Genomic DNA, 22,194 nt, shown 5'->3' with positions numbered 1-22,194 from the left:
CTGACAAAAGCCAGACCGGGCGTTGCGTTTAGAGTCCTGACGCTGTGCCGCGCATCTGCATGCGGTGGCTCACCGTGGCCCTTGAAGTGCGCGAGTTAGAGGCTGCGAGCAACCTGAACCTTCTCGAAAACTTCGATCTTGTCACCGACTTTGACGTCGTTGTAGCTCTTGACGCCGATACCGCATTCCATGCCGGCACGTACTTCGGAAGCGTCATCCTTGAAGCGGCGCAGGGATTCCAGCTCGCCTTCGAAGATAACGATGTCTTCACGCAGTACACGGATTGGACGGTTACGGTGAACAACACCTTCGAGCACCATGCAACCGGCGATCGCGCCAAACTTCGGCGAACGGAACACATCACGCACTTCAGCGATACCCAGGATGTTCTCGCGAACATCGCTGCCCAGCATACCGGTGAGGGCTTTCTTGACGTCTTCGATGATGTCGTAGATCACGTTGTAGTAACGCATATCCAGGCCTTCCTGCTCGACGATCTTGCGAGCGCCAGCATCGGCACGCACGTTGAAGCCGAACAGTACAGCGTTGGAGGCCAGTGCCAGGTTAGCGTCGGACTCGGTGATACCACCAACGCCGCCGCCCACAACACGCACTTGCACTTCGTCGTTACCCAGGCCGTTCAAGGCACCGTTCAACGCTTCCAGCGAACCACGGACGTCGGATTTGAGGACGATGTTGAGCGTCTTCTTCTCTTCCTGACCCATGTTTTCGAAGATATTTTCAAGCTTGCCGGCGTGAGCACGGGCCAGTTTGACTTCGCGGAACTTGCCTTGACGGAACAGAGCCACTTCACGGGCTTTCTTCTCGTCGGCAACCACGCTCATCTCGTCGCCAGCATCCGGGGTACCGTCCAGGCCGAGGATCTCGACAGGGATGGATGGACCGGCTTCCTTGATTGGCTTGCCGTTCTCGTCGAGCATGGCACGTACACGGCCATAGTTCGAACCGACCAGGACCATGTCGCCTTGGCGCAGGGTACCGTCTTGAACCAGAACGGTTGCAACCGGGCCACGACCTTTGTCGAGACGCGATTCAACCACAACACCGCGACCTGGGGCCGATGGGGTTGCTTTCAGTTCCAGAACTTCAGCTTGCAGCAGGACAGCTTCGAGCAACTCGTCCACACCCGTACCGACTTTCGCCGAAACCGATACGAACGGGGTGTCGCCGCCCCACTCTTCCGAGGTCACGCCGTGAACCGACAGTTCGCTACGGATGCGATCGAGATCGGCGCCCGGCTTGTCGATTTTGTTCACTGCAACAACCAGCGGAACACCAGCAGCTTTTGCGTGCTGAACAGCTTCAACGGTCTGCGGCATCACGCCGTCGTCCGCTGCAACTACCAGAATCACGATGTCGGTCGCCTTGGCACCACGGGCACGCATCGCGGTAAACGCGGCGTGACCAGGGGTGTCGAGGAAAGTGACCATGCCGCGATCAGTTTCAACGTGGTAAGCACCGATGTGCTGGGTGATACCGCCGGCTTCGCCAGCCGCTACCTTGGCACGACGGATGTAGTCGAGCAGGGACGTCTTACCGTGGTCAACGTGGCCCATTACGGTCACGACTGGTGCACGGGAGAACGACTCACCTTCAAACTTCAGGGACTCGGCCAGGGAATCTTCCAGGGCGGTGTCGCTGACCAGGGTCACTTTGTGGCCCAGTTCTTCAGCCACCAGCTGGGCAGTTTCCTGGTCCAGTACCTGGTTGATGGTCGCCGGTGTACCCAGTTTGAACATGAACTTGATGATTTCAGCAGCCTTGACCGACATCTGCTGAGCGAGATCGCCAACAGTGATGGTCTCGCCGATCTTCACTTCGCGCACTACAGGGCCGGTCGGGCTCTGGAAACCGTGAGCGTTGCGTTTCTTCAGCTTGGCCTTGCCGCGACCACCACGACGGAAGCCATCGCTTTCTTCGTCGGTAGTACGTGGCGCAACCCGTGGAGCAGGCGCTTTCTCTTTGACCGAAGCACGATGCGGAGCGTTTTTGCGCTCGCCATCGCCACCACCGCTGCGACGATTGTTATCGTCGGCACGTGGTTTATCCGGGCGGCGCTGTTCGTTCTGCTTGCGAGCGTCGGCAGCAGGTGCTGGGGCAGCAGCCACAACCGGAGCGCTTTCACGCACTGGTTCAGCAACCGCAGCAGGCGCTGCGACAGCGTCAGTAGTAGCGGTTTGCGCAGCAGCAGGCTGGCGACGCGCTTCTTCTTCGGCGCGACGCTTGGCTTCTTCTTCAGCCTTCTGACGGGCAGCATTTTCTACTGCGCGACGTTCATCCAGTTCGCGTTTGCGCTCGGCTTCGATTTCTTCCGGGCTGCGTTGTACGAAGACTTTCTTCTTGCGTACTTCAACGCTGATGCTTTTGCTGCCAGCAACACGCAGGGTGCTGGTGGTTTTACGCTGCAGCGTGATCTTGCGTGGTTCTTCCACTTTCGCCTTGTGGCTGCTTTTCAAGTGAGTCAGCAACGATTGCTTCTCACTGTCAGTCACACTTTCTTCGGCGGCGGTGTGCGGCAGACCTGCCTCACGCATCTGCTGCAACAGGCGCTCTACCGGTGTTTTGACCTCATCGGCCAGTTGTTTCACCGTGACTTGCGTCATGCACTTCTCTCCTCAGGCCGCGCCTAATTACTCGAACCAGTGGGCTCGGGCGGCCATGATCAACTTGCCGGCACGATCATCGTCAATGCCGTCGATGTCGAGCAGGTCGTCAATAGACTGCTCGGCCAGGTCTTCGCGGGTAATTACGCCGCGCACCGCCAGTTCCATCGCCAAATCCTTGTCCATACCCTCAAGCGAGAGCAGGTCTTCGGCCGGATGGGCGTCTGCCAGCTTTTCCTCAGTAGCGATGGCTTTGGTCAACAAACGATCCTTGGCACGAGCACGAAGCTCGTTGACGGTTTCTTCGTCAAAGCCGTCGATGTTGAGCATTTCTTCCAACGGTACGTAGGCAATCTCTTCCAGGCTGGTAAAGCCTTCATCTACCAGCACCTGTGCCAGGTCTTCGTCGACTTCCAGCTCGTCGATGAAGTTGCGCAGGATGTCGCCGGTTTCTGCTTGCTGCTTAGCCTGGATGTCCGATTCGGTCATCACGTTCAGGGTCCAGCCAGTCAACTGGCTAGCCAGACGTACGTTCTGACCACCGCGACCGATGGCCTGAGCCAGATTGTCTGCGCCAACGGCGATGTCCATTGCATGGGCATCTTCGTCAACGATAATTGCCGCCACTTCAGCCGGCGACATTGCATTGATCACGAACTGAGCCGGGTTGTCGTCCCACAGGACGATGTCCACACGCTCACCGCCCAACTCGCCCGACACTGCCTGGACGCGCGAACCGCGCATACCGATGCAAGCGCCTTGCGGATCAATGCGTTTGTCTTTGGAACGAACGGCGATCTTGGCGCGCGAACCCGGGTCGCGGGACGCAGCCATGACTTCGATCAGGCCTTCAGCGATTTCCGGCACTTCGATGCGGAACAACTCGATCAGCATTTCCGGCGCGGTACGCGACAGGATCAGCTGCGGGCCGCGGTTCTCGGTGCGGATTTCCTTGAGCAGCGCACGCAGACGCACGCCAACCCGGAAGGTTTCGCGAGAAATGATGTCTTCCCGAGCCAGCAACGCTTCAGCGTTGTTGCCCAGGTCTACGATCACGTTGTCGCGAGTCACTTTTTTCACGGTGCCGGAGATGATTTCCCCCAGGCGCTCGCGGTAGGCATCAACGACTTGAGCGCGCTCGGCTTCGCGAACTTTCTGCACGATGACTTGCTTGGCAGTCTGTGCAGCGATGCGGCCGAACTCGATGGATTCGATTTTTTCTTCGACTACATCGCCAACCTGGGCACCAGGATGCGTTTCGGCAACCTTGCTTGGCCAGGTTTCGATGGCCGGATCGTCCAGATCTGCTTCTTCGACGACCGTCCAGCGACGGAATGTCTCGTAAGCACCGGTGTGGCGATTGATTTCCACACGCAGATCGACTTCGTCCTCGAAACGTTTTTTGGTAGCAGTGGCCAGAGCCAGCTCCAGCGCTTCAAAAATCACGTTTGCCGGTACGCCCTTTTCATTGGATACCGACTCAACAACCAGCAGTACTTCTTTGCTCATCGTACGCCTCGCCTTTCGCAAGCCATTGGATCCGCGGGATCCGCGTCTCAGTCAAAACTGGGAATAATGTTGGCCTTGTCGATCATATCGATCGGCAACAGGAACTCGTGGTCTTCAACCTGCACCACGACGTCCTGCTCTTCTACACCGCGCAGAAGGCCCTGAAAGTTGCGTCGTCCTTCAAAAGGCGAGCGCAGCTTGATCTTCACTTGTTCACCGGCAAATTTTGCAAACTGCTCAATAGTGAACAGCGGGCGTTCCATGCCAGGCGAGGAAACTTCAAGGGTGTATTCAACGGAGATTGGATCTTCAACATCCAGAACACCGCTGATCTGACGGCTGACGATGGCACAATCGTCCACCAGCACTCCGCCTTCTTTATCAATATAAACGCGCAACATTGAGTGGCGACCTTGAGCCGAAAACTCAATACCCCAGCATTCATAGCCTAGGGCCACGACCACCGGGGCCAGCAAGGCCTGCAACTCTTCTAGCTTGCTCGACACCTGAACCCCCTCGTGCATGTATGTGCATGCTGTGCAAAATAAAAAAATGGGCGAAACGCCCATCCTTGAAACGCCGTTGAATAGCGGCGTTGAAAGTGTCCAGCTAACAAAAAGCCCCTTAAAAGGGGCTCCTTAAACTGGTTGCGGGGGCCGGATTTGAACCGACGACCTTCGGGTTATGAGCCCGACGAGCTACCAGACTGCTCCACCCCGCGACAAAGCTGGGGCGGAAGTATACGACCGATCCCTGACAGGGTCAATGTAACCTTCCACCTACAAGAAAGCCCGCAACAGCGGGCTCTCCTGATAATTGGTACCGAGAAGGGGACTCGAACCCCTACACCCTATGGGCACAACCACCTCAAGGTTGCGTGTCTACCAATTCCACCACCTCGGCAATACTACGTTTGAAACCCTTCTTACTTTTGCTCTTGAGCTGGAGGTACGTCAGTCGCTGGAGTAGCCGACTTTTGCTCTTGAAGCACCGGTACATCATCAGAAGCCGGTTGTTGCTTTGGAACTTCCAACACTGCCGGGTTTGGCAAACCTACTTGAGTCAGCTGGTGAGCCTTCTCTTTAGCAAAGTAACCTAACCCTAAGCTGGTTATGAAGAAACCGGCGGCAAGTATAGCAGTAAACTTACTAAGAAAGGTAGAGGAACCTTGGCTTCCGAACACAGTATTTGAAGCACCTGCTCCGAAAGACGCGCCAGCATCCGCACCTTTACCCTGCTGCAGCAATACCAGAGCAACTACGCCCAATGCGCCCAGCAGATGAAAAACGACTACGACTGTTTCCAGCATTTTTTCAGTTTCCCGCGGCGCGACAAATCGCACCGAACTCATCTGCATTCAGGGAAGCTCCACCAATGAGCCCCCCATCGATATCCGGCATGCCGAACAGTTCGACCGCATTGGCCGCCTTCACGCTGCCGCCGTATAGAAGCCGCACACCTTGTGCGACCTCAGAATTCTTTTCCGCCAACTGACCGCGGATGGCTGCATGCACATCCTGCGCTTGTTGCGGTGAAGCAGTCAGCCCGGTGCCAATAGCCCAGACCGGCTCGTAAGCGATTACTGCCTTTGCAAATACATCAACACCCAGCTTCTCTATGATACTGCCCAGCTGACGCGAGACAACCTCAAGAGTTTTACCGGCTTCGCGCTGCTCAAGGGTTTCCCCTATGCACAACACCGGAATCAAGCCGCATGCCTGTGCCGCTGCGAACTTGCGAATCAGCACTTCGTCCTGCTCGCCGATAATCTGGCGGCGTTCGGAGTGCCCAACAAGCACCAGGGAACAACCTGCATCCACCAACTGACTCGGCGCAACTTCACCAGTCAATGCACCTTGCATGGCTTCCACCGCAGAGTTCTGCGCGCCGACCTGAATCGACTTTCCTTTCAAGCCATCAATCACTTGATTGATATGCAGGCTAGGCGGGAATACCGCTACATCAACACCGCTCGGCAAGGCCAAATGACTAAGGCCGTTGATCAGCTCAGCGACGCTGGCGCGGGTACCGTGCATCTTCCAGTTACCAGCTACCATAGGGCGACGCATGCTGTACCTCGTCGGTCAAAGTGGGCGCAGATGTTACCCAACACAATCATGGCTGGCAAGCCGAATTCAGACAGAAACTTCAGCAACGAGTTTTGCCAGCTCTTCGGCGTAACCACGAACCTGTGTTTCGTCCTCGCCTTCGACCATGACGCGCACCAAAGGCTCGGTCCCGGACTTGCGCAGCAACACGCGACCGCGACCGGCCATAGCCTTGGTCACACGCTCACTGGCCTCTTTGACGGACGGGTGATCGAGCGGGCTCGCACCACCGGCAAAGCGCACATTGATCAATACCTGAGGGCACTTGCGCAACGCTTGACGCGCCTGCGCCATACCTTGAGAACGAGTCTTCAGCGCCATCAGCACTTGCAGTGCCGCAATGATCGCATCGCCAGTCGTGGTGTAATGGAAGCAGACGATGTGCCCCGAGTTTTCGCCACCGACCACCCAGTTACGCTCCAGCAGCTCCGCGATCACATAACGGTCGCCGACATTGGCGCGCACAAATGGAATCGACAGATCCGCCAGGGCCAACTCAAGCCCCAGGTTACTCATGAGCGTGCCCACCACGCCGCCCTGCAATTTGCCACGCTCGTGCAGATCGCGAGCAATGATGAACAACAGCTCGTCACCATCGACGACAGCGCCGGTGTGATCGACCATCAGCACCCGGTCGCCATCACCATCGAAAGCGATACCCAGGTCGGCATGCTCAGCCAACACGGCAGCCTGCAACTGACCCATATGGGTCGAGCCGCAATTTTCGTTGATGTTCAGGCCATTCGGCGCCGCGGACAGCACGACAACATCAGCGCCCAGCTCGCGAAAAACGCTTGGGGCGACCTTGTAGACTGCGCCATGGGCGCAATCGATCACGATTTTCAAACCGGCAAAGCTGGTGCCTGTCGGCACGCTGCTCTTGCAAAATTCTATGTAGCGACCCGACGCGTCGTTGATTCGCGAAACCTTGCCGATCTTGCTCGACTCAACCACGGTCATTGGCGTGTCGAGCAATTCTTCGATCATCAACTCGATTTCATCAGGAAGCTTGGTGCCCTTCCCGGAGAAAAACTTGATGCCATTGTCGTCATGCGGATTGTGCGAAGCACTGATCACGATGCCGGCTTCGGCATGGAATGTACGCGTAAGATAGGCGATGGCCGGCGTCGGCATTGGACCCAGGAGCATCACGTCAGCGCCCGCCGACGTCAGTCCGGCCTCAAGCGCCGATTCGAACATGTAACCGGAAATCCGCGTGTCCTTGCCAACGAGCACCTTGCAGGCGCCCATTTTGCGGAACGCCATGCCTGCTGCCCAACCGAGCTTGAGCATGAAGTCAGGAGTAATCGGGTATTCGCCAACCCGACCACGAATGCCGTCAGTACCAAAGTATTTCCTAGTCATAAGTGCTCCATCATTCTTATTCGGCTGATTCCACTGCGGCAATCATCCGCACTACATCAACTGTTTCGGCAACATCATGGACGCGCAATATACGCGCCCCCTTGGACGATGCCAGCGCTGCGAGCGCAAGACCGCCATAGAGCCGTTCTCCGACCGGACGACTCAGCGCCTGGCCAATCATGCTCTTGCGCGACACCCCAACCAACAAGGGCCGCCCCAAGGCATGCAACGCCTCCATGTGCTTGAACAAGCTTAGATTGTGCTGCAACGTTTTGGCGAAGCCGAAGCCCGGATCAAGAATGATCCGTTCAGCTGGAATCCCCACAGAAGCGCATTGAGCCATGCGCTCGGCGAGAAACTCGCCCACCTCTTCGGTAACGTTCCGGTACTGCGGATTGTCCTGCATGTCACCCGGCTCACCGAGCATATGCATCAGGCAGACCGGCAGGCCGGTAGCCGCAGCGGCATCCGGAGCGCCATCGCGCCGCAGCGCACGAACATCATTAATCAGCCCCGCCCCGAGTCGCGCGGTTTCGCGCATAACTGCCGGGGTAGATGTATCAACCGAGATGATCACATCCAGTTCACGATGAATGCGCTCGACGATGGGCGCTACGCGTTCCAGCTCCTCCAGTGGCGAAACCGCCCTGGCGCCAGGTCGGGTCGACTCGCCACCAACATCGATAAGCGTCGCGCCGGCCGCCACCATAGCTTCAGCGTGGCGCAAGGCCGCGTCGAGCTGACTGAACTGGCCACCATCGGAAAAAGAATCGGGAGTGACATTGAGAATACCCATGACATGCGTCTGGGCCAAATCAAGAACCCGGTTGCCGCAAGGCAACCGGGTCGAGGACAGTACAGAAGTCATTTCAAACCTTAAACGTCAGCAGCTGGACCGCCGATCGGTGCTTCCGGACGCTCATCCTGCACGACCGGAGGTGTTCCGGAAGTGCCGGTACCGCCCGACCAGTCACGCGGCTCACGAGGCGCACGCCCCGCCATGATGTCGTCGATCTGATCAGCATCGATCGTTTCGTACTTCATCAATGCATCAGCCATGGCGTCGAGCTTGTCACGGTTATCCGTGAGGATCTGTTTGGCCGTGCCGTAGCACTGGTCAATGATGCTGCGCACTTCGGAGTCGATCAGCTTGGCGGTCTCGCCCGAGAAGCTTGCACTTTGACCACCGCCGCCGCGACCGAGGAACACTTCACCCTCTTCTTCGGCGTACATCAACGGACCGAGTTTCTCCGACAAGCCCCACTTGGTCACCATGTTCCGTGCAATCTGACTGGCACGCATGATGTCGTTGGACGCACCGGTGGTCACACCATCGAAGCCCAGGGTCATTTCTTCAGCGATACGGCCGCCGTACAGCGAGCAGATCTGACTGATCAACGCGCGCTTGGACAGGCTGTAGCGATCTTCTTCGGGCAGGAACATGGTCACACCCAGCGCACGACCGCGCGGAATGATCGACACCTTGTAGACCGGATCATGCTCGGGCACGACGCGCCCAACGATAGCGTGGCCTGCTTCGTGATAAGCGGTGTTCTGCTTTTCTTTCTCGGACATGACCATGGATTTGCGCTCGGCGCCCATCATGATCTTGTCTTTCGCCAATTCGAACTCTTTCATCTCGACGATGCGCTTGCCTGCACGAGCGGCAAACAACGACGCCTCGTTTACCAGGTTGGCCAGATCGGCACCGGAGAAGCCTGGGGTACCACGAGCGATCACCGCCGGGGCAACGTCGTCACCCATTGGCACTTTGCGCATGTGGACCTTGAGAATCTGCTCGCGACCACGAATGTCCGGCAGACCGACCACGACCTGACGGTCGAAACGACCTGGACGCAGCAACGCAGGGTCCAGTACGTCCGGACGGTTGGTTGCAGCGATGACGATGATGCCATCATTCATTTCGAAGCCGTCCATCTCTACCAGCAACTGGTTGAGAGTCTGCTCGCGCTCATCGTGACCACCGCCCATGCCGGCACCACGATGGCGACCAACGGCGTCGATTTCATCGATGAAGATGATGCAGGGGGCGTGTTTCTTGGCCTGTTCAAACATATCGCGAACACGGCTGGCACCGACACCGACAAACATTTCGACGAAATCGGAACCGGAAATGGTGAAGAACGGCACTTTCGCTTCGCCAGCAATCGCCTTGGCCAGCAAGGTTTTACCGGTACCCGGAGGTCCGACCATCAGCACGCCGCGTGGAATGCGACCGCCCAGACGCTGGAACTTGCCCGGATCGCGGAGGAACTCAACCAGCTCGCCCACTTCTTCCTTGGCTTCGTCGCAACCGGCAACGTCAGCCAACGTAGTTTTCACCTGATCCTCGGAGAGCAGGCGTGCCTTGCTCTTGCCGAAGCTCATCGGCCCGCCCTTGCCGCCCGCACCGCCCTGCATCTGCCGCATGAAGAACATGAAGACGGCGATGATCACCAGGATCGGAAAGCTTGCGACCAGGAGTTGAGTCCAGATGCTTTGCTGCTCAGGCTGCTTGCCTTCGACCACTACATGGTTGTCCACGAGGTCGCCGATCAGACCGTTGTCCTGGATTGCCGGACGAATGGTCTTGAAGCTGTCGCCATCGTTGCGTTTGCCGGTAATCACGTAGCCGTCAACCGCTACGCGTTCGACCTTGCCATCCTTGACCTGCTGGATGAAGTCGGAATAGTTGAGGGTCTGCGGCTCGTTAGGACTGGAGAAGTTGTTCATCACTGTCACCAGGACAGCCGCGATGATCAACCACAGGATCAGATTCTTTGCCATATCGTTCAATTAACTACCCTCTGAAGCAAGCTCCGCTAATGGCGCGCGCTTCGCATGATATTCACCGGCCTAACTTACTACATTACGTACGGCTCTGGCAGGCGCCGTCTGTAACCCTTTGTGAAACACTTTCTACACAATATTCGCTAAAGCTCACGGGGCGAAATACTAAAAACCTATCGCCCCGCCAAAAAACCTCGTTTTACTCATTACCGCCGCGGTAGCCCCAAGCCAGCATGTATTGCTCACGGGAACTGCCACGGGAAGAGTCCGGCTTGATCATCTGGACCTTGTCGAATTTTTTACGGGCGTCCTTCACGTAAGCATCAAACCCTTCACCCTGAAACACCTTGATCACGAAATTACCACCCGGCTTGAGTATCCGAGCCGCCAGATCAAGCGCCAGTTCACATAGAAACATGGCTTTCGGCATGTCCACTTCAGGCGTACCACTCATATTGGGGGCCATATCGGAAATCACAAGGTCCACCTGCGAATTACCCACGGCTTCAAGGATCTGAGCGAGCACTGCGTCCTCGGTGAAGTCACCCTGGATGAAAGTCACGTCCGGAATGCTGTCCATTTCCAGGATGTCCGAGGCGATCAGGCGTCCCTGACCACCGATCAGCCGACTGGTGACCTGCGACCAGCCGCCGGGCGCCGCGCCCAGGTCGACAACGCTCATACCCGGACGGATCAGCTTGTATTTCTCCTGGACCTCCAGAAGCTTGTAACTCGCACGCGAGCGATAACCATCCTTCTGCGCCTGCTTCACATAGGGATCGTTGACATGTCTTTTCAGCCAACCAAGGCTTGTCTTGGAACGCGCCATTGGGCACCTCGTTGATAAGGGTCGTGATTAGTTGGGCGGATCCACGAGCCCTCGGGTAAAATGGCCGCCATTTTACAGAATCCAGACGAAAGGGTCAGATTATGCCGCTCACTCAAGAGCAGAAGAAACAGTACAAATCCATTGGCCACCATCTGAAACCGGTTTTGATTGTGGCTGACAACGGTTTGACTGAAGGTGTGTTAGCCGAACTTGAACGTGCTTTGGCGGATCACGAGCTGATCAAAATCAAGCTCAACATCCTCGATCGCGAATCACGCCTGGCGTCCATTGCAGAACTCTGCAAGGTCGGCAAAGCGGACCTGGTTCAGGTCATCGGCAAGATGGCACTGATTTACCGCAAGAACTTCAGCGTCAACAAGCAGCTGTCGAACGTCCATCGCTTCAAGTGATGGCAAGGGTCAAGGGTGTGCTTCGCGCACCCTGCCGCTCCACCCCGGTACCGGCTGCATCACCAGCACCAGCCCGGAAAAGCCCAGAACAAGATAACTGAACACCTGCCAACGCTCCGCATCCGGCCAAAACATACGCATCGCGAAGAACATCGCACACGCATACAGCGCCATCAACAGCAGTTGCCCACGAATATCGCGCCATAGACTGGCAAGGCCGTCGGCCTGAACCAGCACCAAAGCCTGGAATATCACACACGCCGTGGCGAAACCCACCACCAGCGCATTCATCATGCCTGCAATTTCGTCGATCAGCAGCGGCGCCAGGCCGATCTGGCCCAGCGCCGGCAACAGACCGATATGTAACAGCCACAGGCCACCCACCCATAACATCTGGGTCAGCTGCCAAAGCAAGGCGCCCGCACGTAGCGGGCGCCTTCTTTCAGATGTGGCGGACTTCGACAATCTCGTACTCGATCACGCCGCTTGGCGTTTTCACGGCAACCACGTCACCCTCTTCCTTGGCAATCAAAGCACGGGCCAGTGGCGATCCTACGGAAATCTTGCCGAGTTTGAAGTCAGCTTCATCCTCACCCACGATGTGGTAAGTGACGCGCTCATCCGTCTCGACGTTGGCGATTTCAACGGTGGTGCCGAAAATCACTTTGCCGGTGTGAGGGATGGACGTGACGTCGATGATGACCTGATTCTGAATCCGGCCCTCGATGTCACGAATCCGCGCCTCGACCATACCTTGCTGCTCGCGAGCAGCGTGGTATTCGGCGTTTTCCTTCAAGTCACCCAGTTCGCGGGCCGTACCGATGTCCTGGCTGAGCTTCGGGCGGACGACCTTGGTCAGGTGAGCGTGTTCCTCTTCCAGGGCTTTAGCGCCCTGGACAGTCATTGGGTACTTGATCATGCCTTCAACCCTGCGTGTAGATCCTGCAAGCGGCGTACGGTCTTCTCGGGACCGAACTTCAGCGCTTCGCAGATGGCTTCGCCAGCAGCAATCGTGGTGGTGCAGTAGATTTTGTGCTGCAAGGCATTGCGACGAATAGAGTACGAGTCAGCGATCGACTGACGACCTTCGGTGGTGTTGATGATCAGCGTGACTTCGTCATTCTTGATCATGTCGACCACGTGCGGACGACCTTCGGTCACCTTGTTCACACGGCGCACTTTCAGGCCTGCAGCCTCGATCAGCTTGGCAGTACCGGCAGTCGCAACCACTTCGAAGCCCAAGTTGATCAGATCACGAGCTACGCCTGCAACCAGTGGCTTGTCGTCGTCACGCACGCTGATGAACGCAGTACCGCCGGTCGGCAGCACTTCGCTGGCGCCCATCTGAGCCTTGGCGAACGCTTCGCCGAAGGTGTCGCCCACGCCCATCACTTCACCGGTGGACTTCATCTCTGGGCCCAGGATCGGGTCCACACCAGGGAATTTGGCGAATGGGAAAACCGCCTCTTTCACGCTGTAGAAGTTAGGAATGATTTCCTTGGTGAAGCCGATTTCTTTCAGGGTTTTACCTGCCATCACGCGAGCCGCGATCATGGCTAGGGAAACACCGATGCACTTCGACACGAACGGTACGGTACGGGAAGCGCGCGGGTTGACTTCGATGACGTAGATGTCTTCGCCTTGCAGCGCCAACTGAACGTTCATCAGGCCGACAACGCCCAGCTCCAGGGCCATTTTCTTGACCTGTTCGCGCATCTCGTCCTGGATGTGTACAGGCAGCGAGTACGGAGGCAGGGAGCACGCCGAGTCACCGGAGTGAACGCCAGCCTGCTCGATGTGCTGCATGATCGCGCCGATCACCACGTCGGTGCCGTCGCAGACCGCATCCACGTCCATTTCGATGGCGCAGTTGAGGAAGTGGTCAAGCAGCACCGGGCTGTCGTTGGACACTTTCACCGCGTCACGCAGGTAGCGCTTGAGCTCTTCTTCTTCGTAGACGATTTCCATCGCGCGACCGCCCAGTACGTAGGACGGGCGAACCACCAGCGGGTAACCGATCTTGGCAGCGGCACGAATCGCTTCGTCTTCGCTGCGAACGGTAGCATTCGGCGGCTGACGCAGGTTCAGACGCTCAACCATTTGCTGGAAACGCTCACGGTCTTCGGCACGGTCGATGGCATCAGGGCTGGTGCCGATGATCGGCACGCCGGCCTCTTCAAGGGCGCGAGCCAGTTTCAGCGGGGTTTGGCCGCCGTACTGGACGATCACGCCTTTGGGCTTCTCGACCCGGCAGATTTCCAGCACGTCTTCCAGGGTCACTGGTTCGAAGTACAGGCGATCAGAGGTGTCGTAGTCGGTGGAAACGGTTTCCGGGTTGCAGTTGACCATGATGGTCTCGTAACCGTCTTCGCGCAGGGCCAGTGCCGCGTGTACGCAGCAATAGTCGAACTCGATGCCCTGGCCGATACGGTTTGGACCGCCGCCGAGGATCATGATCTTGTCGCGGCCCGACGGCGCGGCTTCGCACTCTTCCTCGTAAGTCGAGTACATGTAGGCGGTGTCGGTGGCGAACTCGGCCGCGCAGGTGTCAACGCGCTTGTAGACCGGGAAGATCTCCAGCTTGTGACGGTGGCGACGCAGAGCCTTCTCGGTCACGCCCAGCAGCTTGGCCAGACGCATGTCGGAGAAGCCTTTGCGCTTGAGCTTGAACATCAGGTCGCGGTCGATGCTGGCCAGACCCAGGGTCTTGACCTTCTCTTCTTCCTTGATCAGATCTTCGATCTGCACCAGGAACCACGGATCGATCATGTTCATGCCGAAGATGTCTTCGACCGACAGGCCGGCGCGGAAAGCGTCAGCCACGTACCAGATGCGCTCGGCGCCCGGCACGGTCAGTTCGCGCTTGAGGATGCTCATGCTTTCCGGGTTGCTCAGGTCGAGCTTCTCGTCCAGACCGCAAACGCCCACTTCCAGACCGCGCAGGGCTTTCTGCAGGGACTCCTGGAAGGTCCGGCCGATGGCCATGACCTCACCAACCGACTTCATTTGAGTGGTCAGGCGGGCGTCGGCTTTCGGGAATTTCTCGAAGGCGAAACGTGGCAGCTTGGTGACGACGTAGTCGATCGACGGCTCGAAGGACGCCGGAGTAGCGCCGCCGGTGATTTCGTTCTGCAGTTCGTCAAGGGTGTAGCCGATCGCCAGCTTGGCAGCGATACGCGCAATCGGGAAACCGGTAGCTTTCGAGGCCAGGGCCGACGAACGGGATACCCGCGGGTTCATCTCGATGACCACCATACGACCTGTGTCCGGGCAGATGCCGAACTGGACGTTGGAACCACCGGTTTCCACGCCGATCTCGCGCAGTACCGCCAGAGAGGCGTTACGCATGATCTGGTATTCCTTGTCCGTCAGGGTCTGTGCCGGCGCAACGGTGATCGAGTCACCGGTGTGCACGCCCATCGGGTCAAAGTTTTCAATGGAGCAGACGATGATGCAGTTGTCCTTCTTATCGCGGACAACCTCCATCTCGTACTCTTTCCAGCCGATCAGGGATTCGTCGATCAGCAGCTCTTTGGTCGGCGACAGGTCCAGACCACGAGCGCAGATTTCTTCGAACTCTTCACGGTTGTAAGCAATACCGCCACCGGTGCCGCCCATGGTGAAGGACGGACGGATGATGCACGGGAAGCCAAGCTTCTCGAGCACGGCGTTGGCTTCTTCCATGCTGTGGGCGATGCCCGAACGCGGGCAGTCCAGGCCGATGGATTTCATCGCCTTGTCGAAGCGCGAACGGTCTTCAGCCTTGTCGATGGTGTCAGCGTTGGCGCCGATCATCTCTACGCCGAACTTCTCCAGAACGCCTTCGCGCTCCAGGTCCAGTGCGCAGTTCAGAGCGGTCTGGCCACCCATGGTTGGCAGTAGCGCGTCCGGACGCTCTTTCTCGATGATCTTGGCAACGGTCTGCCACTTGATCGGTTCGATGTAGGTGGCGTCGGCCATGTCCGGGTCGGTCATGATGGTCGCTGGGTTGGAGTTCACCAGGATGACGCGGTAACCCTCTTCGCGCAGGGCTTTGCAGGCCTGGGCGCCGGAGTAGTCGAATTCGCAAGCCTGGCCGATAACGATCGGGCCAGCGCCGAGAATCAGGATGCTTTTAATGTCTGTACGTTTTGGCATGGGTTTGTCACTCAAATCCGCAGGTCAGTCGGCAAGCCGTCTTGTTCAATCTTTGAAGCCTTGAGGGGGCCGCCGGTGTCGGGACCGCCCTCAAGCTTTGCTGCATCAAGGCGAGCGATCAGCGTCGCTTGGCCATCTCGTTGATGAAGCGATCAAACAATGGCGCTACGTCGTTCGGGCCAGGGCTGGCTTCCGGGTGACCCTGGAAGCTGAAGGCGCTCTTGTCGGTACGCTCGATGCCTTGCAGGGTGCCGTCGAACAGCGATTTGTGAATCGCACGAACGTTGGCAGGCAAGGTGGTTTCGTCTACCGCAAAACCGTGGTTCTGGCTGGTGATCATCACCACACCGCTGTCCAGGTCCTGGACCGGGTGGTTGGCACCGTGGTGGCCGTGGCCCATTTTCAGGGTCTTGGCGCCGGAAGCCAGGGCCAGCAGTTGGTGACCGAGGCAGATGCCGAACACCGGGACCTCGGTTTCCAGCACGTCCTTGATCGCCTGAATCGCGTAGTCGCAAGGCTCCGGATCACCAGGGCCGTTGGACAGGAACACACCGTCCGGCTTCATCGCCAGCACATCGGCGGCTGGCGTCTGTGCCGGCACCACGGTCACGCGGCAACCGCGCTCGACCAGCATGCGCAGGATGTTCAGCTTGACGCCGTAGTCGTAGGCAACCACGTGGTACGGCAGCTCGGAGGCTTCGATGGTCGCGTGGCTGTCGGTTTTCAGGTCCCAGACAGTCGAGCGCCACTCGTATTGCTCTTTAGTGCTGACGACTTTTGCCAGGTCCATGCCTTTGAGGCCCGGGAAACCCTGGGCGGCGGCGATGGCGGCTTCTTCGGAGATGTTGTCACCGGCCATGATGCAGCCGTTCTGTGCGCCTTTCTCACGCAGGATGCGTGTCAGGCGGCGGGTGTCGATACCGGCAATGGCCACAACGTTGTTGGCTTTGAGGTAGTCGGACAGGGACATCGTGTTACGCCAGTTGCTCGCAACCAGGGGCAGGTCACGGATGACCAGGCCGGCGGACCATACGCGGTCGGACTCGGCGTCTTCCGGCGTGGTGCCGGTGTTGCCGATGTGCGGGTAAGTCAGGGTAACGATCTGTTGGGCGTAGGAAGGATCGGTAAGGATTTCCTGATAGCCGGTCATGGCGGTGTTGAACACCACCTCTCCAACGGTTTGACCGTCGGCTCCAATTGCTTCGCCGCGAAAAATGCTGCCATCAGCAAGGGCGAGTATGGCTGGCTTAGTCAAGAAGACCTCCCGTAAATAAAGCCTGAAAGGGCGATCGCAGGTGTAAAAAAGCGGAGTGACGTATGGACACGTCACCCCGCTCATTCACTGAATTATTCTGCGCGCTTTTAGTGAACACACTAAAGCTGTAGCTTACAGAAAAAGGCCTTTTTGGTCTACCGCCAATGAGCCCTAAAGGCTGGAGAATGCGACAGGACGTCGCTTGGCGTAACAAAACCGGGCTCAAACGCAATGTTGAAACCCGGTTTCGGCTGTTTCTTAACGCAGGTCGAGCACGTCTTGCATGTCGTACAGGCCAGGCTCACGATCGTCCAGCCACAACGCCGCACGCACCGCGCCCTTTGCGAAGGTCATGCGGCTGGATGCCTTGTGAGTGATTTCCAGGCGCTCGCCTTCACAGGCGAACAGCACCGTATGATCGCCGACCACATCACCGCCGCGAACGGTGGCAAAGCCGATCGTTTCACGCTCACGTACACCGGTGTGGCCTTCACGCCCGTAGACCGCGACCTTTTGCAGATCACGATCCAACGCACTGGCAATCACCTCCCCCATACGCAGGGCTGTACCCGAAGGCGCGTCGATTTTGTGCCGGTGATGAGCCTCGATGATTTCGATATCAGCCTCATCGCCGAGGACACGTGCCGCCATGTCGAGCAACTTCAGCGACAGGTTCACGCCGACACTGAAATTGGCCGCGAACACGATCGGAATGTCCTTGCCCGCCTCGACCAGCAACTGCTTCTGAGCAGCCTCCAGCCCCGTGGTGCCGATCACCATGGCTTTACCCGCCTTACGGCAGAACGCCAGGTTTTTCAGCATGACTTCCGGAAGCGTGAAATCGATCAACACATCGAATTCTTCAGCCACCGCCTCGACGTGACCGGACAACGGCACGCCGATACGCCCGAGCGAAGCCAACTCACCGGCATCCACGCCGATCAGCGTGCTGCCGGGGCGCACGATGGCCGCCGTCAGACCGGTCAGCGGAGCGCGTTGCTGCACCGCCTCGACCAGAATCTTGCCCATGCGGCCAGCAGCGCCCATCACAGCTATACGTCGCATGCTCACTCCTTACAGATCGCCGAAGAAGCGCTTCACGCCTTCGAACCAACCGGTGGTTTTCGGGGAATGACTGTTGTCGTCTGCCAACGAGCTGCGGAACTCTTCCAGCAATTCGCGCTGACGACGACCCAGGTTGACCGGAGTTTCGACCGCCACACGGCACATCAAGTCACCAGCACCGCCGCCACGCACAGGCGCAACGCCTTTGCCGCGAACACGGAACTGCTTGCCGGTCTGAGTGCCTTCAGGGATCTTCAGTTTGACGCGACCATCGAGGGTCGGGATCTCCAGCTCACCACCCAGCGCCGCATCGACGAAGCTGATTGGCACTTCACAGAACAGGTGCTTGCCATCGCGCTGGAAGATCGCGTGCTCGCGCACGTTGATCACCACATACAGATCGCCAGTCGGCCCACCCTGAGCGCCCGCCTCGCCTTCGCCCGACAGGCGAATGCGGTCACCGGTATCAACACCGGCCGGCACTTTCACGGAAAGGGTTTTGTACTCTTCGACCCGGCCTTCGCCATTGCACGAGGTGCACGGATCAGAAATGACCTTGCCCTGGCCATGGCAGCGTGGGCAAGTCTGTTGCACCGAGAAGAAACCTTGCTGCATCCGGACCTGACCGATACCGCCGCAGGTCGTGCAAGTGATCGGCGACGAGCCTTTCTTGGCGCCCGAGCCATCGCACGGCTTGCAGTTGACCAGTGTCGGAACGCGGATATTCACGGTCGTGCCGCGCACCGCTTCTTCCAGATTCAGTTCCAGGGTGTAACGCAGGTCACTGCCGCGCTGGGCGCCGCCACGAGAACCACCGCGACCACCGCCGAAGAAATCACTGAAGACATCGCCAAAGATGTCGGAGAAATTCTGACCGCCAAACCCGGCACCGCCGCCACCCATGCTTGGGTCGACGCCGGCATGACCGTATTGGTCGTACGCCGCGCGCTTGCTGGAATCGGACAGCACTTCGTAGGCCTCGTTGGCCTCCTTGAACATCTCTTCCGACGCTTTGTCATCGGGATTACGGTCCGGGTGGTGCTTCATCGCCAGGCGACGGTAGGCCTTTTTCAGGTCCGCTTCGCTTGAGCCACGCTCAACACCCAACACTTCGTAATAGTCACGCTTTGCCATAAGTCTTTTCTCTTGAGGACGTTCGGCAAGACTCTCCTGAGCCCCGCCAAACTCGTTGAGCCCCAATACAGGCCCGGACCCAACTCACGTCAATTCAACGATCCTGGTCTTTGATTCGGTACGGTACTTTCGGCTCGAAAAGCAGGAGCATCTTCGGCCATACCAGCAGCACACGAACGCTGTCGCATGCTGTAAAAATTCGCGTGCTCCAGACACGCCAACGCGGGAGCAAGCTCCCGCGCGGCGACATCCTACCAGTCACCGCCGCAAGGCAGTCAACCGGGCGACCAACAACTTACTTGTGGTCTTTGACTTCTTCGAACTCGGCATCGACAACGTCGTCAGCCTTTTCAGCTTTTTCGTCGTGCGGTGCCGCGCCTTCAGCAGGCTGGGCCTGTTCGGCGTACATCTTCTGCGCTACTGGAGCGGAGACTTTCGACAGCTCTTCAACCTTGGCTTCGATGGCAGCCTTGTCGTCGCCTTTGACGGCGGCTTCCAGGGCAACCACGGCCGCTTCGATTGCAGTCTTCTCTTCAGCAGACACTTTATCGCCGGCATCAGCGACCATTTTGCGCGTCGAGTGAACCAGTGCGTCGCCCTGGTTGCGGGCAGCAGCCAGTTCTTCGAACTGACGATCGGCGTCGGCGTTGGTTTCAGCATCACGGATCATTTGCTGAATTTCTTCCTCGGACAGACCCGAGTTAGCCTTGATCACGATCGACTGAGTCTTGCCGGTGGCCTTGTCTTTGGCGCCTACGTGCAGGATGCCGTTGGCGTCGATGTCGAAGGTCACTTCGATTTGTGGCACGCCACGTGGTGCTGGTGGAATCTCGGCCAGGTCGAACTTGCCCAGGGACTTGTTCTGGGCGGCTTGCTTACGCTCACCTTGCAGCACGTGAATGGTCACAGCGCCCTGGTTGTCATCGGCCGTCGAGAACACTTGCGATTTCTTGGTAGGAATCGTGGTGTTTTTCTCGATCAGCGCAGTCATCACGCCGCCCATGGTTTCGATACCCAGGGTCAGCGGGCTGACGTCCAGCAGCAGCACGTCTTTCACGTCGCCGGCCAATACCGCGCCCTGGATGGCAGCACCCATGGCAACCGCTTCGTCCGGGTTCACGTCTTTACGTGCTTCTTTACCGAAGAATTCGGTGACCAGCTTCTGAACCAGTGGCATACGGGTCTGACCGCCTACCAGGATCACGTCGTTGATCGCGCCAACGTCGATACCGGAGTCTTTCAGAGCGATGCGGCAAGGTTCGATGGTGCGCTGAACCAGGTCTTCTACCAGCGCTTCCAGCTTGGCGCGGGAGATTTTCACGTTCAAGTGCTTAGGACCGGTAGCGTCTGCAGTGATGTACGGCAGGTTCACGTCGGTCGACAAAGCAGAAGACAGCTCGATCTTGGCTTTTTCAGCGGCTTCTTTCAGGCGCTGCATGGCCAGCGGGTCACCTTTGAGGTTCATGCCGCTTTCTTTCTTGAATTCGTCGACGAGGTAGTCGATCAGACGAATGTCAAAGTCTTCACCGCCCAGGAACGTGTCACCGTTGGTGGCCAGTACTTCGAACTGGTGCTCGCCATCGACTTCAGCGATTTCGATCACGGAAACGTCGAAAGTACCGCCGCCCAGGTCGTAAACGATCACGGTGTGATCGCCTTTCGCCTTGTCCATACCGTAGGCCAGAGCGGCTGCGGTTGGTTCGTTGATGATACGTTTAACGTCCAGGCCCGCGATGCGGCCGGCGTCTTTGGTCGCCTGGCGCTGGCTGTCGTTGAAGTAGGCCGGAACGGTGATCACCGCCTCGGTCACTGGCTCGCCGAGGTAGTCTTCGGCGGTCTTCTTCATTTTCTTCAGAATTTCAGCCGAGATTTGTGGCGGCGACATTTTCTGGCCGTTCACTTCTACCCACGCGTCGCCGTTGTCAGCCTTGGCGATTTTGTAAGGGACCATCTTGATGTCTTTCTGTACGACTTCTTCGTCGAACTTACGACCGATCAGACGCTTCACCGCATACAGGGTGTTGTGCGGATTGGTCACAGCCTGACGCTTGGCCGACTGACCAACGAGGATTTCGCCATCGTTGGCGTAAGCGATGATCGACGGCGTGGTACGCGCGCCTTCAGCGTTTTCAATAACTTTGGCTACGCCGTTTTCAAGCACGGAGACGCAGGAGTTGGTAGTCCCCAGGTCGATACCGATAATTTTGCCCATGTTCACTCTCCCGAAACTTTGGATTTGGTTGCCGCAGCAGTGGTGGCTGACTGCGGTAGCACTTAAACGCTTGACTTATAAATGGGGGCCTTGCGGCCAATTTCAAGCCTGCTCGTCAATCGAAGGCGAAACTGGCGCCGGGGCCTTGCTGACCACGACCATGGCCGGGCGCAGCAGGCGACCATTGAGCTGGTAGCCCTTCTGGAACACCTTGAGCACGCTGTTCGGCTCGACGTCGGCGCTTTCCTGCATGGCCATTGCCTGATGCAGGACTGCGTTGAACGGTTCGCCGTGCGGATCGATCGCTTCCAGCTGATAACGCTTCAGGGTGTCCTGGAACATTTTCAGGGTCAGTTCGATGCCTTCGCGCATTGGGCGGATGCTTTCGTCGTCCGGGTTGGACAACTCCAGACCACGCTCAAGGCTGTCGATGATCGGCAGCAGATCACCGGCAAATTTTTCCAGAGCGAATTTGTGAGCCTTTTCTACATCCTGCTCAGCGCGACGGCGGACGTTCTGCAGATCGGCGGCAACACGCAAAGCCTGATCCTGCGCGCCTGCCAGTTGCTCTTCGAGCACTTGTACACGAGCCGCCAGGTCTTCACCCGAAGCCGCGGAGCCCTGGTTGGCATCTTGATTTTGCGTATCCACTGTCTGTTCGTCAGCCATAGATTTCTCCTTTCAATATCGTCCGCGAGCTCAACTCGCGCGTCTGCCCAGCTATATGGGGCCGCAAAAATCAGCTTCAAGGGGCGG

General features: G+C 57.9%; 18 protein-coding genes and 2 tRNA genes. 1 reads left to right on the top strand and 19 read right to left on the bottom strand.

The genetic code is table 11. The features are described from left to right. Positions 1 to 95 precede the first annotated feature (95 nt). The 11 genes from infB to rlmE all read right to left on the bottom strand — a co-directional run bounded on the left by infB (position 96) and on the right by rlmE (position 11,225). Positions 96 to 2,624, bottom strand: a complete 2,529-nt coding sequence (infB, locus tag EJA72_RS09195) for a translation initiation factor IF-2 (RefSeq protein WP_157711164.1) — start codon at positions 2,622 to 2,624, stop codon at positions 96 to 98. Between the two features lie 27 nt (positions 2,625 to 2,651). Beyond that, positions 2,652 to 4,133, bottom strand: coding sequence for a transcription termination factor NusA (nusA, locus tag EJA72_RS09190; protein ID WP_008024459.1), 1,482 nt, complete (start codon positions 4,131 to 4,133; stop codon positions 2,652 to 2,654). 47 nt (positions 4,134 to 4,180) lie between these two features. Next, on the bottom strand, positions 4,181 to 4,639 hold the full coding sequence (rimP, locus tag EJA72_RS09185) for a ribosome maturation factor RimP (protein ID WP_038843818.1): 459 nt from the start codon (positions 4,637 to 4,639) through the stop codon (positions 4,181 to 4,183). 138 nt (positions 4,640 to 4,777) lie between these two features. After that, a tRNA-Met gene (locus EJA72_RS09180) sits at positions 4,778 to 4,854 on the bottom strand. 96 nt (positions 4,855 to 4,950) lie between these two features. Further along, a tRNA-Leu gene (locus tag EJA72_RS09175) sits at positions 4,951 to 5,036 on the bottom strand. A gap of 22 nt (positions 5,037 to 5,058) precedes the next feature. Next, positions 5,059 to 5,442, bottom strand: a complete 384-nt coding sequence (gene secG, locus EJA72_RS09170; RefSeq protein WP_017336473.1) for a preprotein translocase subunit SecG — start codon at positions 5,440 to 5,442, stop codon at positions 5,059 to 5,061. 4 nt (positions 5,443 to 5,446) lie between these two features. Next, positions 5,447 to 6,202 carry a triose-phosphate isomerase gene (tpiA, locus tag EJA72_RS09165; protein WP_157711163.1) on the bottom strand — a complete coding sequence of 252 codons (756 nt, stop codon included), beginning with the start codon at positions 6,200 to 6,202 and terminating at the stop codon, positions 5,447 to 5,449. A gap of 66 nt (positions 6,203 to 6,268) precedes the next feature. Further along, complete coding sequence (gene glmM, locus EJA72_RS09160) at positions 6,269 to 7,606, bottom strand: phosphoglucosamine mutase (protein WP_157711162.1); 1,338 nt, start codon at positions 7,604 to 7,606, stop codon at positions 6,269 to 6,271. A gap of 16 nt (positions 7,607 to 7,622) precedes the next feature. Further along, the gene (folP, locus tag EJA72_RS09155) at positions 7,623 to 8,474 is read right to left on the bottom strand and encodes a dihydropteroate synthase (RefSeq protein ID WP_157711161.1); all 852 of its coding nucleotides are present in this window, start codon (positions 8,472 to 8,474) and stop codon (positions 7,623 to 7,625) included. An 8-nt stretch (positions 8,475 to 8,482) separates the two neighbouring features. Then, positions 8,483 to 10,393: an ATP-dependent zinc metalloprotease FtsH gene (gene ftsH, locus EJA72_RS09150; protein ID WP_157711160.1), complete on the bottom strand. Its 1,911-nt coding sequence runs from the start codon at positions 10,391 to 10,393 to the stop codon at positions 8,483 to 8,485. A 202-nt stretch (positions 10,394 to 10,595) separates the two neighbouring features. After that, positions 10,596 to 11,225 (bottom strand): 23S rRNA (uridine(2552)-2'-O)-methyltransferase RlmE, encoded by a 630-nt coding sequence (gene rlmE / locus EJA72_RS09145; RefSeq protein WP_157711159.1) that lies wholly within the window; start codon positions 11,223 to 11,225, stop codon positions 10,596 to 10,598. A 101-nt stretch (positions 11,226 to 11,326) separates the two neighbouring features. Between rlmE and EJA72_RS09140 the strand changes: the two genes are divergently transcribed. Then, complete coding sequence (locus tag EJA72_RS09140) at positions 11,327 to 11,635, top strand: YhbY family RNA-binding protein (protein ID WP_007942889.1); 309 nt, start codon at positions 11,327 to 11,329, stop codon at positions 11,633 to 11,635. A 9-nt stretch (positions 11,636 to 11,644) separates the two neighbouring features. Here EJA72_RS09140 and EJA72_RS09135 read toward each other — a convergent pair whose 3' ends face one another. From EJA72_RS09135 to grpE, 8 genes are all read right to left on the bottom strand, one after another. Then, on the bottom strand, positions 11,645 to 12,049 hold the full coding sequence (locus EJA72_RS09135; RefSeq protein ID WP_157711158.1) for an MFS transporter: 405 nt from the start codon (positions 12,047 to 12,049) through the stop codon (positions 11,645 to 11,647). 28 nt (positions 12,050 to 12,077) lie between these two features. After that, on the bottom strand, positions 12,078 to 12,554 hold the full coding sequence (gene greA, locus EJA72_RS09130) for a transcription elongation factor GreA (protein ID WP_157711157.1): 477 nt from the start codon (positions 12,552 to 12,554) through the stop codon (positions 12,078 to 12,080). Continuing rightward, positions 12,551 to 15,772: a carbamoyl-phosphate synthase large subunit gene (gene carB, locus EJA72_RS09125; RefSeq protein WP_157711156.1), complete on the bottom strand. Its 3,222-nt coding sequence runs from the start codon at positions 15,770 to 15,772 to the stop codon at positions 12,551 to 12,553. The genes greA and carB overlap by 4 nt, the downstream gene beginning before the upstream one ends. 118 nt (positions 15,773 to 15,890) lie before the next feature. After that, complete coding sequence (carA, locus tag EJA72_RS09120; RefSeq protein ID WP_157711155.1) at positions 15,891 to 17,027, bottom strand: glutamine-hydrolyzing carbamoyl-phosphate synthase small subunit; 1,137 nt, start codon at positions 17,025 to 17,027, stop codon at positions 15,891 to 15,893. Between the two features lie 258 nt (positions 17,028 to 17,285). Then, positions 17,286 to 18,092, bottom strand: coding sequence for a 4-hydroxy-tetrahydrodipicolinate reductase (dapB, locus tag EJA72_RS09115; protein ID WP_157711154.1), 807 nt, complete (start codon positions 18,090 to 18,092; stop codon positions 17,286 to 17,288). A gap of 9 nt (positions 18,093 to 18,101) precedes the next feature. Further along, positions 18,102 to 19,226 carry a molecular chaperone DnaJ gene (gene dnaJ / locus EJA72_RS09110; protein ID WP_157711153.1) on the bottom strand — a complete coding sequence of 375 codons (1,125 nt, stop codon included), beginning with the start codon at positions 19,224 to 19,226 and terminating at the stop codon, positions 18,102 to 18,104. Between the two features lie 295 nt (positions 19,227 to 19,521). Next, on the bottom strand, positions 19,522 to 21,438 hold the full coding sequence (dnaK, locus tag EJA72_RS09105) for a molecular chaperone DnaK (RefSeq protein WP_157711152.1): 1,917 nt from the start codon (positions 21,436 to 21,438) through the stop codon (positions 19,522 to 19,524). A gap of 102 nt (positions 21,439 to 21,540) precedes the next feature. Continuing rightward, positions 21,541 to 22,107 carry a nucleotide exchange factor GrpE gene (gene grpE / locus EJA72_RS09100; protein WP_017336461.1) on the bottom strand — a complete coding sequence of 189 codons (567 nt, stop codon included), beginning with the start codon at positions 22,105 to 22,107 and terminating at the stop codon, positions 21,541 to 21,543. Between the last annotated feature and the right edge of the window lie 87 nt (positions 22,108 to 22,194).

Source organism: Pseudomonas sp. PB120, assembly GCF_009761815.1.
GTDB lineage: Bacteria > Pseudomonadota > Gammaproteobacteria > Pseudomonadales > Pseudomonadaceae > Aquipseudomonas.
Note: the sequence above shows the minus strand (reverse complement) of the source record. Positions and strands in the feature narration are given on the sequence as shown.

Coding starts and splice junctions, on each gene's coding strand:
- glmM (WP_157711162.1), bottom strand. CDS start 7,606: ATGACTAGGAAATACTTTGGTACTGACGGCATTCGTGGTCGGGTTGGC.
- infB (WP_157711164.1), bottom strand. CDS start 2,624: ATGACGCAAGTCACGGTGAAACAACTGGCCGATGAGGTCAAAACACCG.
- carB (WP_157711156.1), bottom strand. CDS start 15,772: ATGCCAAAACGTACAGACATTAAAAGCATCCTGATTCTCGGCGCTGGC.
- greA (WP_157711157.1), bottom strand. CDS start 12,554: ATGATCAAGTACCCAATGACTGTCCAGGGCGCTAAAGCCCTGGAAGAG.
- secG (WP_017336473.1), bottom strand. CDS start 5,442: ATGCTGGAAACAGTCGTAGTCGTTTTTCATCTGCTGGGCGCATTGGGC.
- folP (WP_157711161.1), bottom strand. CDS start 8,474: ATGACTTCTGTACTGTCCTCGACCCGGTTGCCTTGCGGCAACCGGGTT.
- tpiA (WP_157711163.1), bottom strand. CDS start 6,202: ATGCGTCGCCCTATGGTAGCTGGTAACTGGAAGATGCACGGTACCCGC.
- grpE (WP_017336461.1), bottom strand. CDS start 22,107: ATGGCTGACGAACAGACAGTGGATACGCAAAATCAAGATGCCAACCAG.
- ftsH (WP_157711160.1), bottom strand. CDS start 10,393: ATGGCAAAGAATCTGATCCTGTGGTTGATCATCGCGGCTGTCCTGGTG.
- nusA (WP_008024459.1), bottom strand. CDS start 4,133: ATGAGCAAAGAAGTACTGCTGGTTGTTGAGTCGGTATCCAATGAAAAG.
- EJA72_RS09140 (WP_007942889.1), top strand. CDS start 11,327: ATGCCGCTCACTCAAGAGCAGAAGAAACAGTACAAATCCATTGGCCAC.
- dnaJ (WP_157711153.1), bottom strand. CDS start 19,226: ATGGCAAAGCGTGACTATTACGAAGTGTTGGGTGTTGAGCGTGGCTCA.
- dapB (WP_157711154.1), bottom strand. CDS start 18,092: ATGCGACGTATAGCTGTGATGGGCGCTGCTGGCCGCATGGGCAAGATT.
- dnaK (WP_157711152.1), bottom strand. CDS start 21,438: ATGGGCAAAATTATCGGTATCGACCTGGGGACTACCAACTCCTGCGTC.
- rlmE (WP_157711159.1), bottom strand. CDS start 11,225: ATGGCGCGTTCCAAGACAAGCCTTGGTTGGCTGAAAAGACATGTCAAC.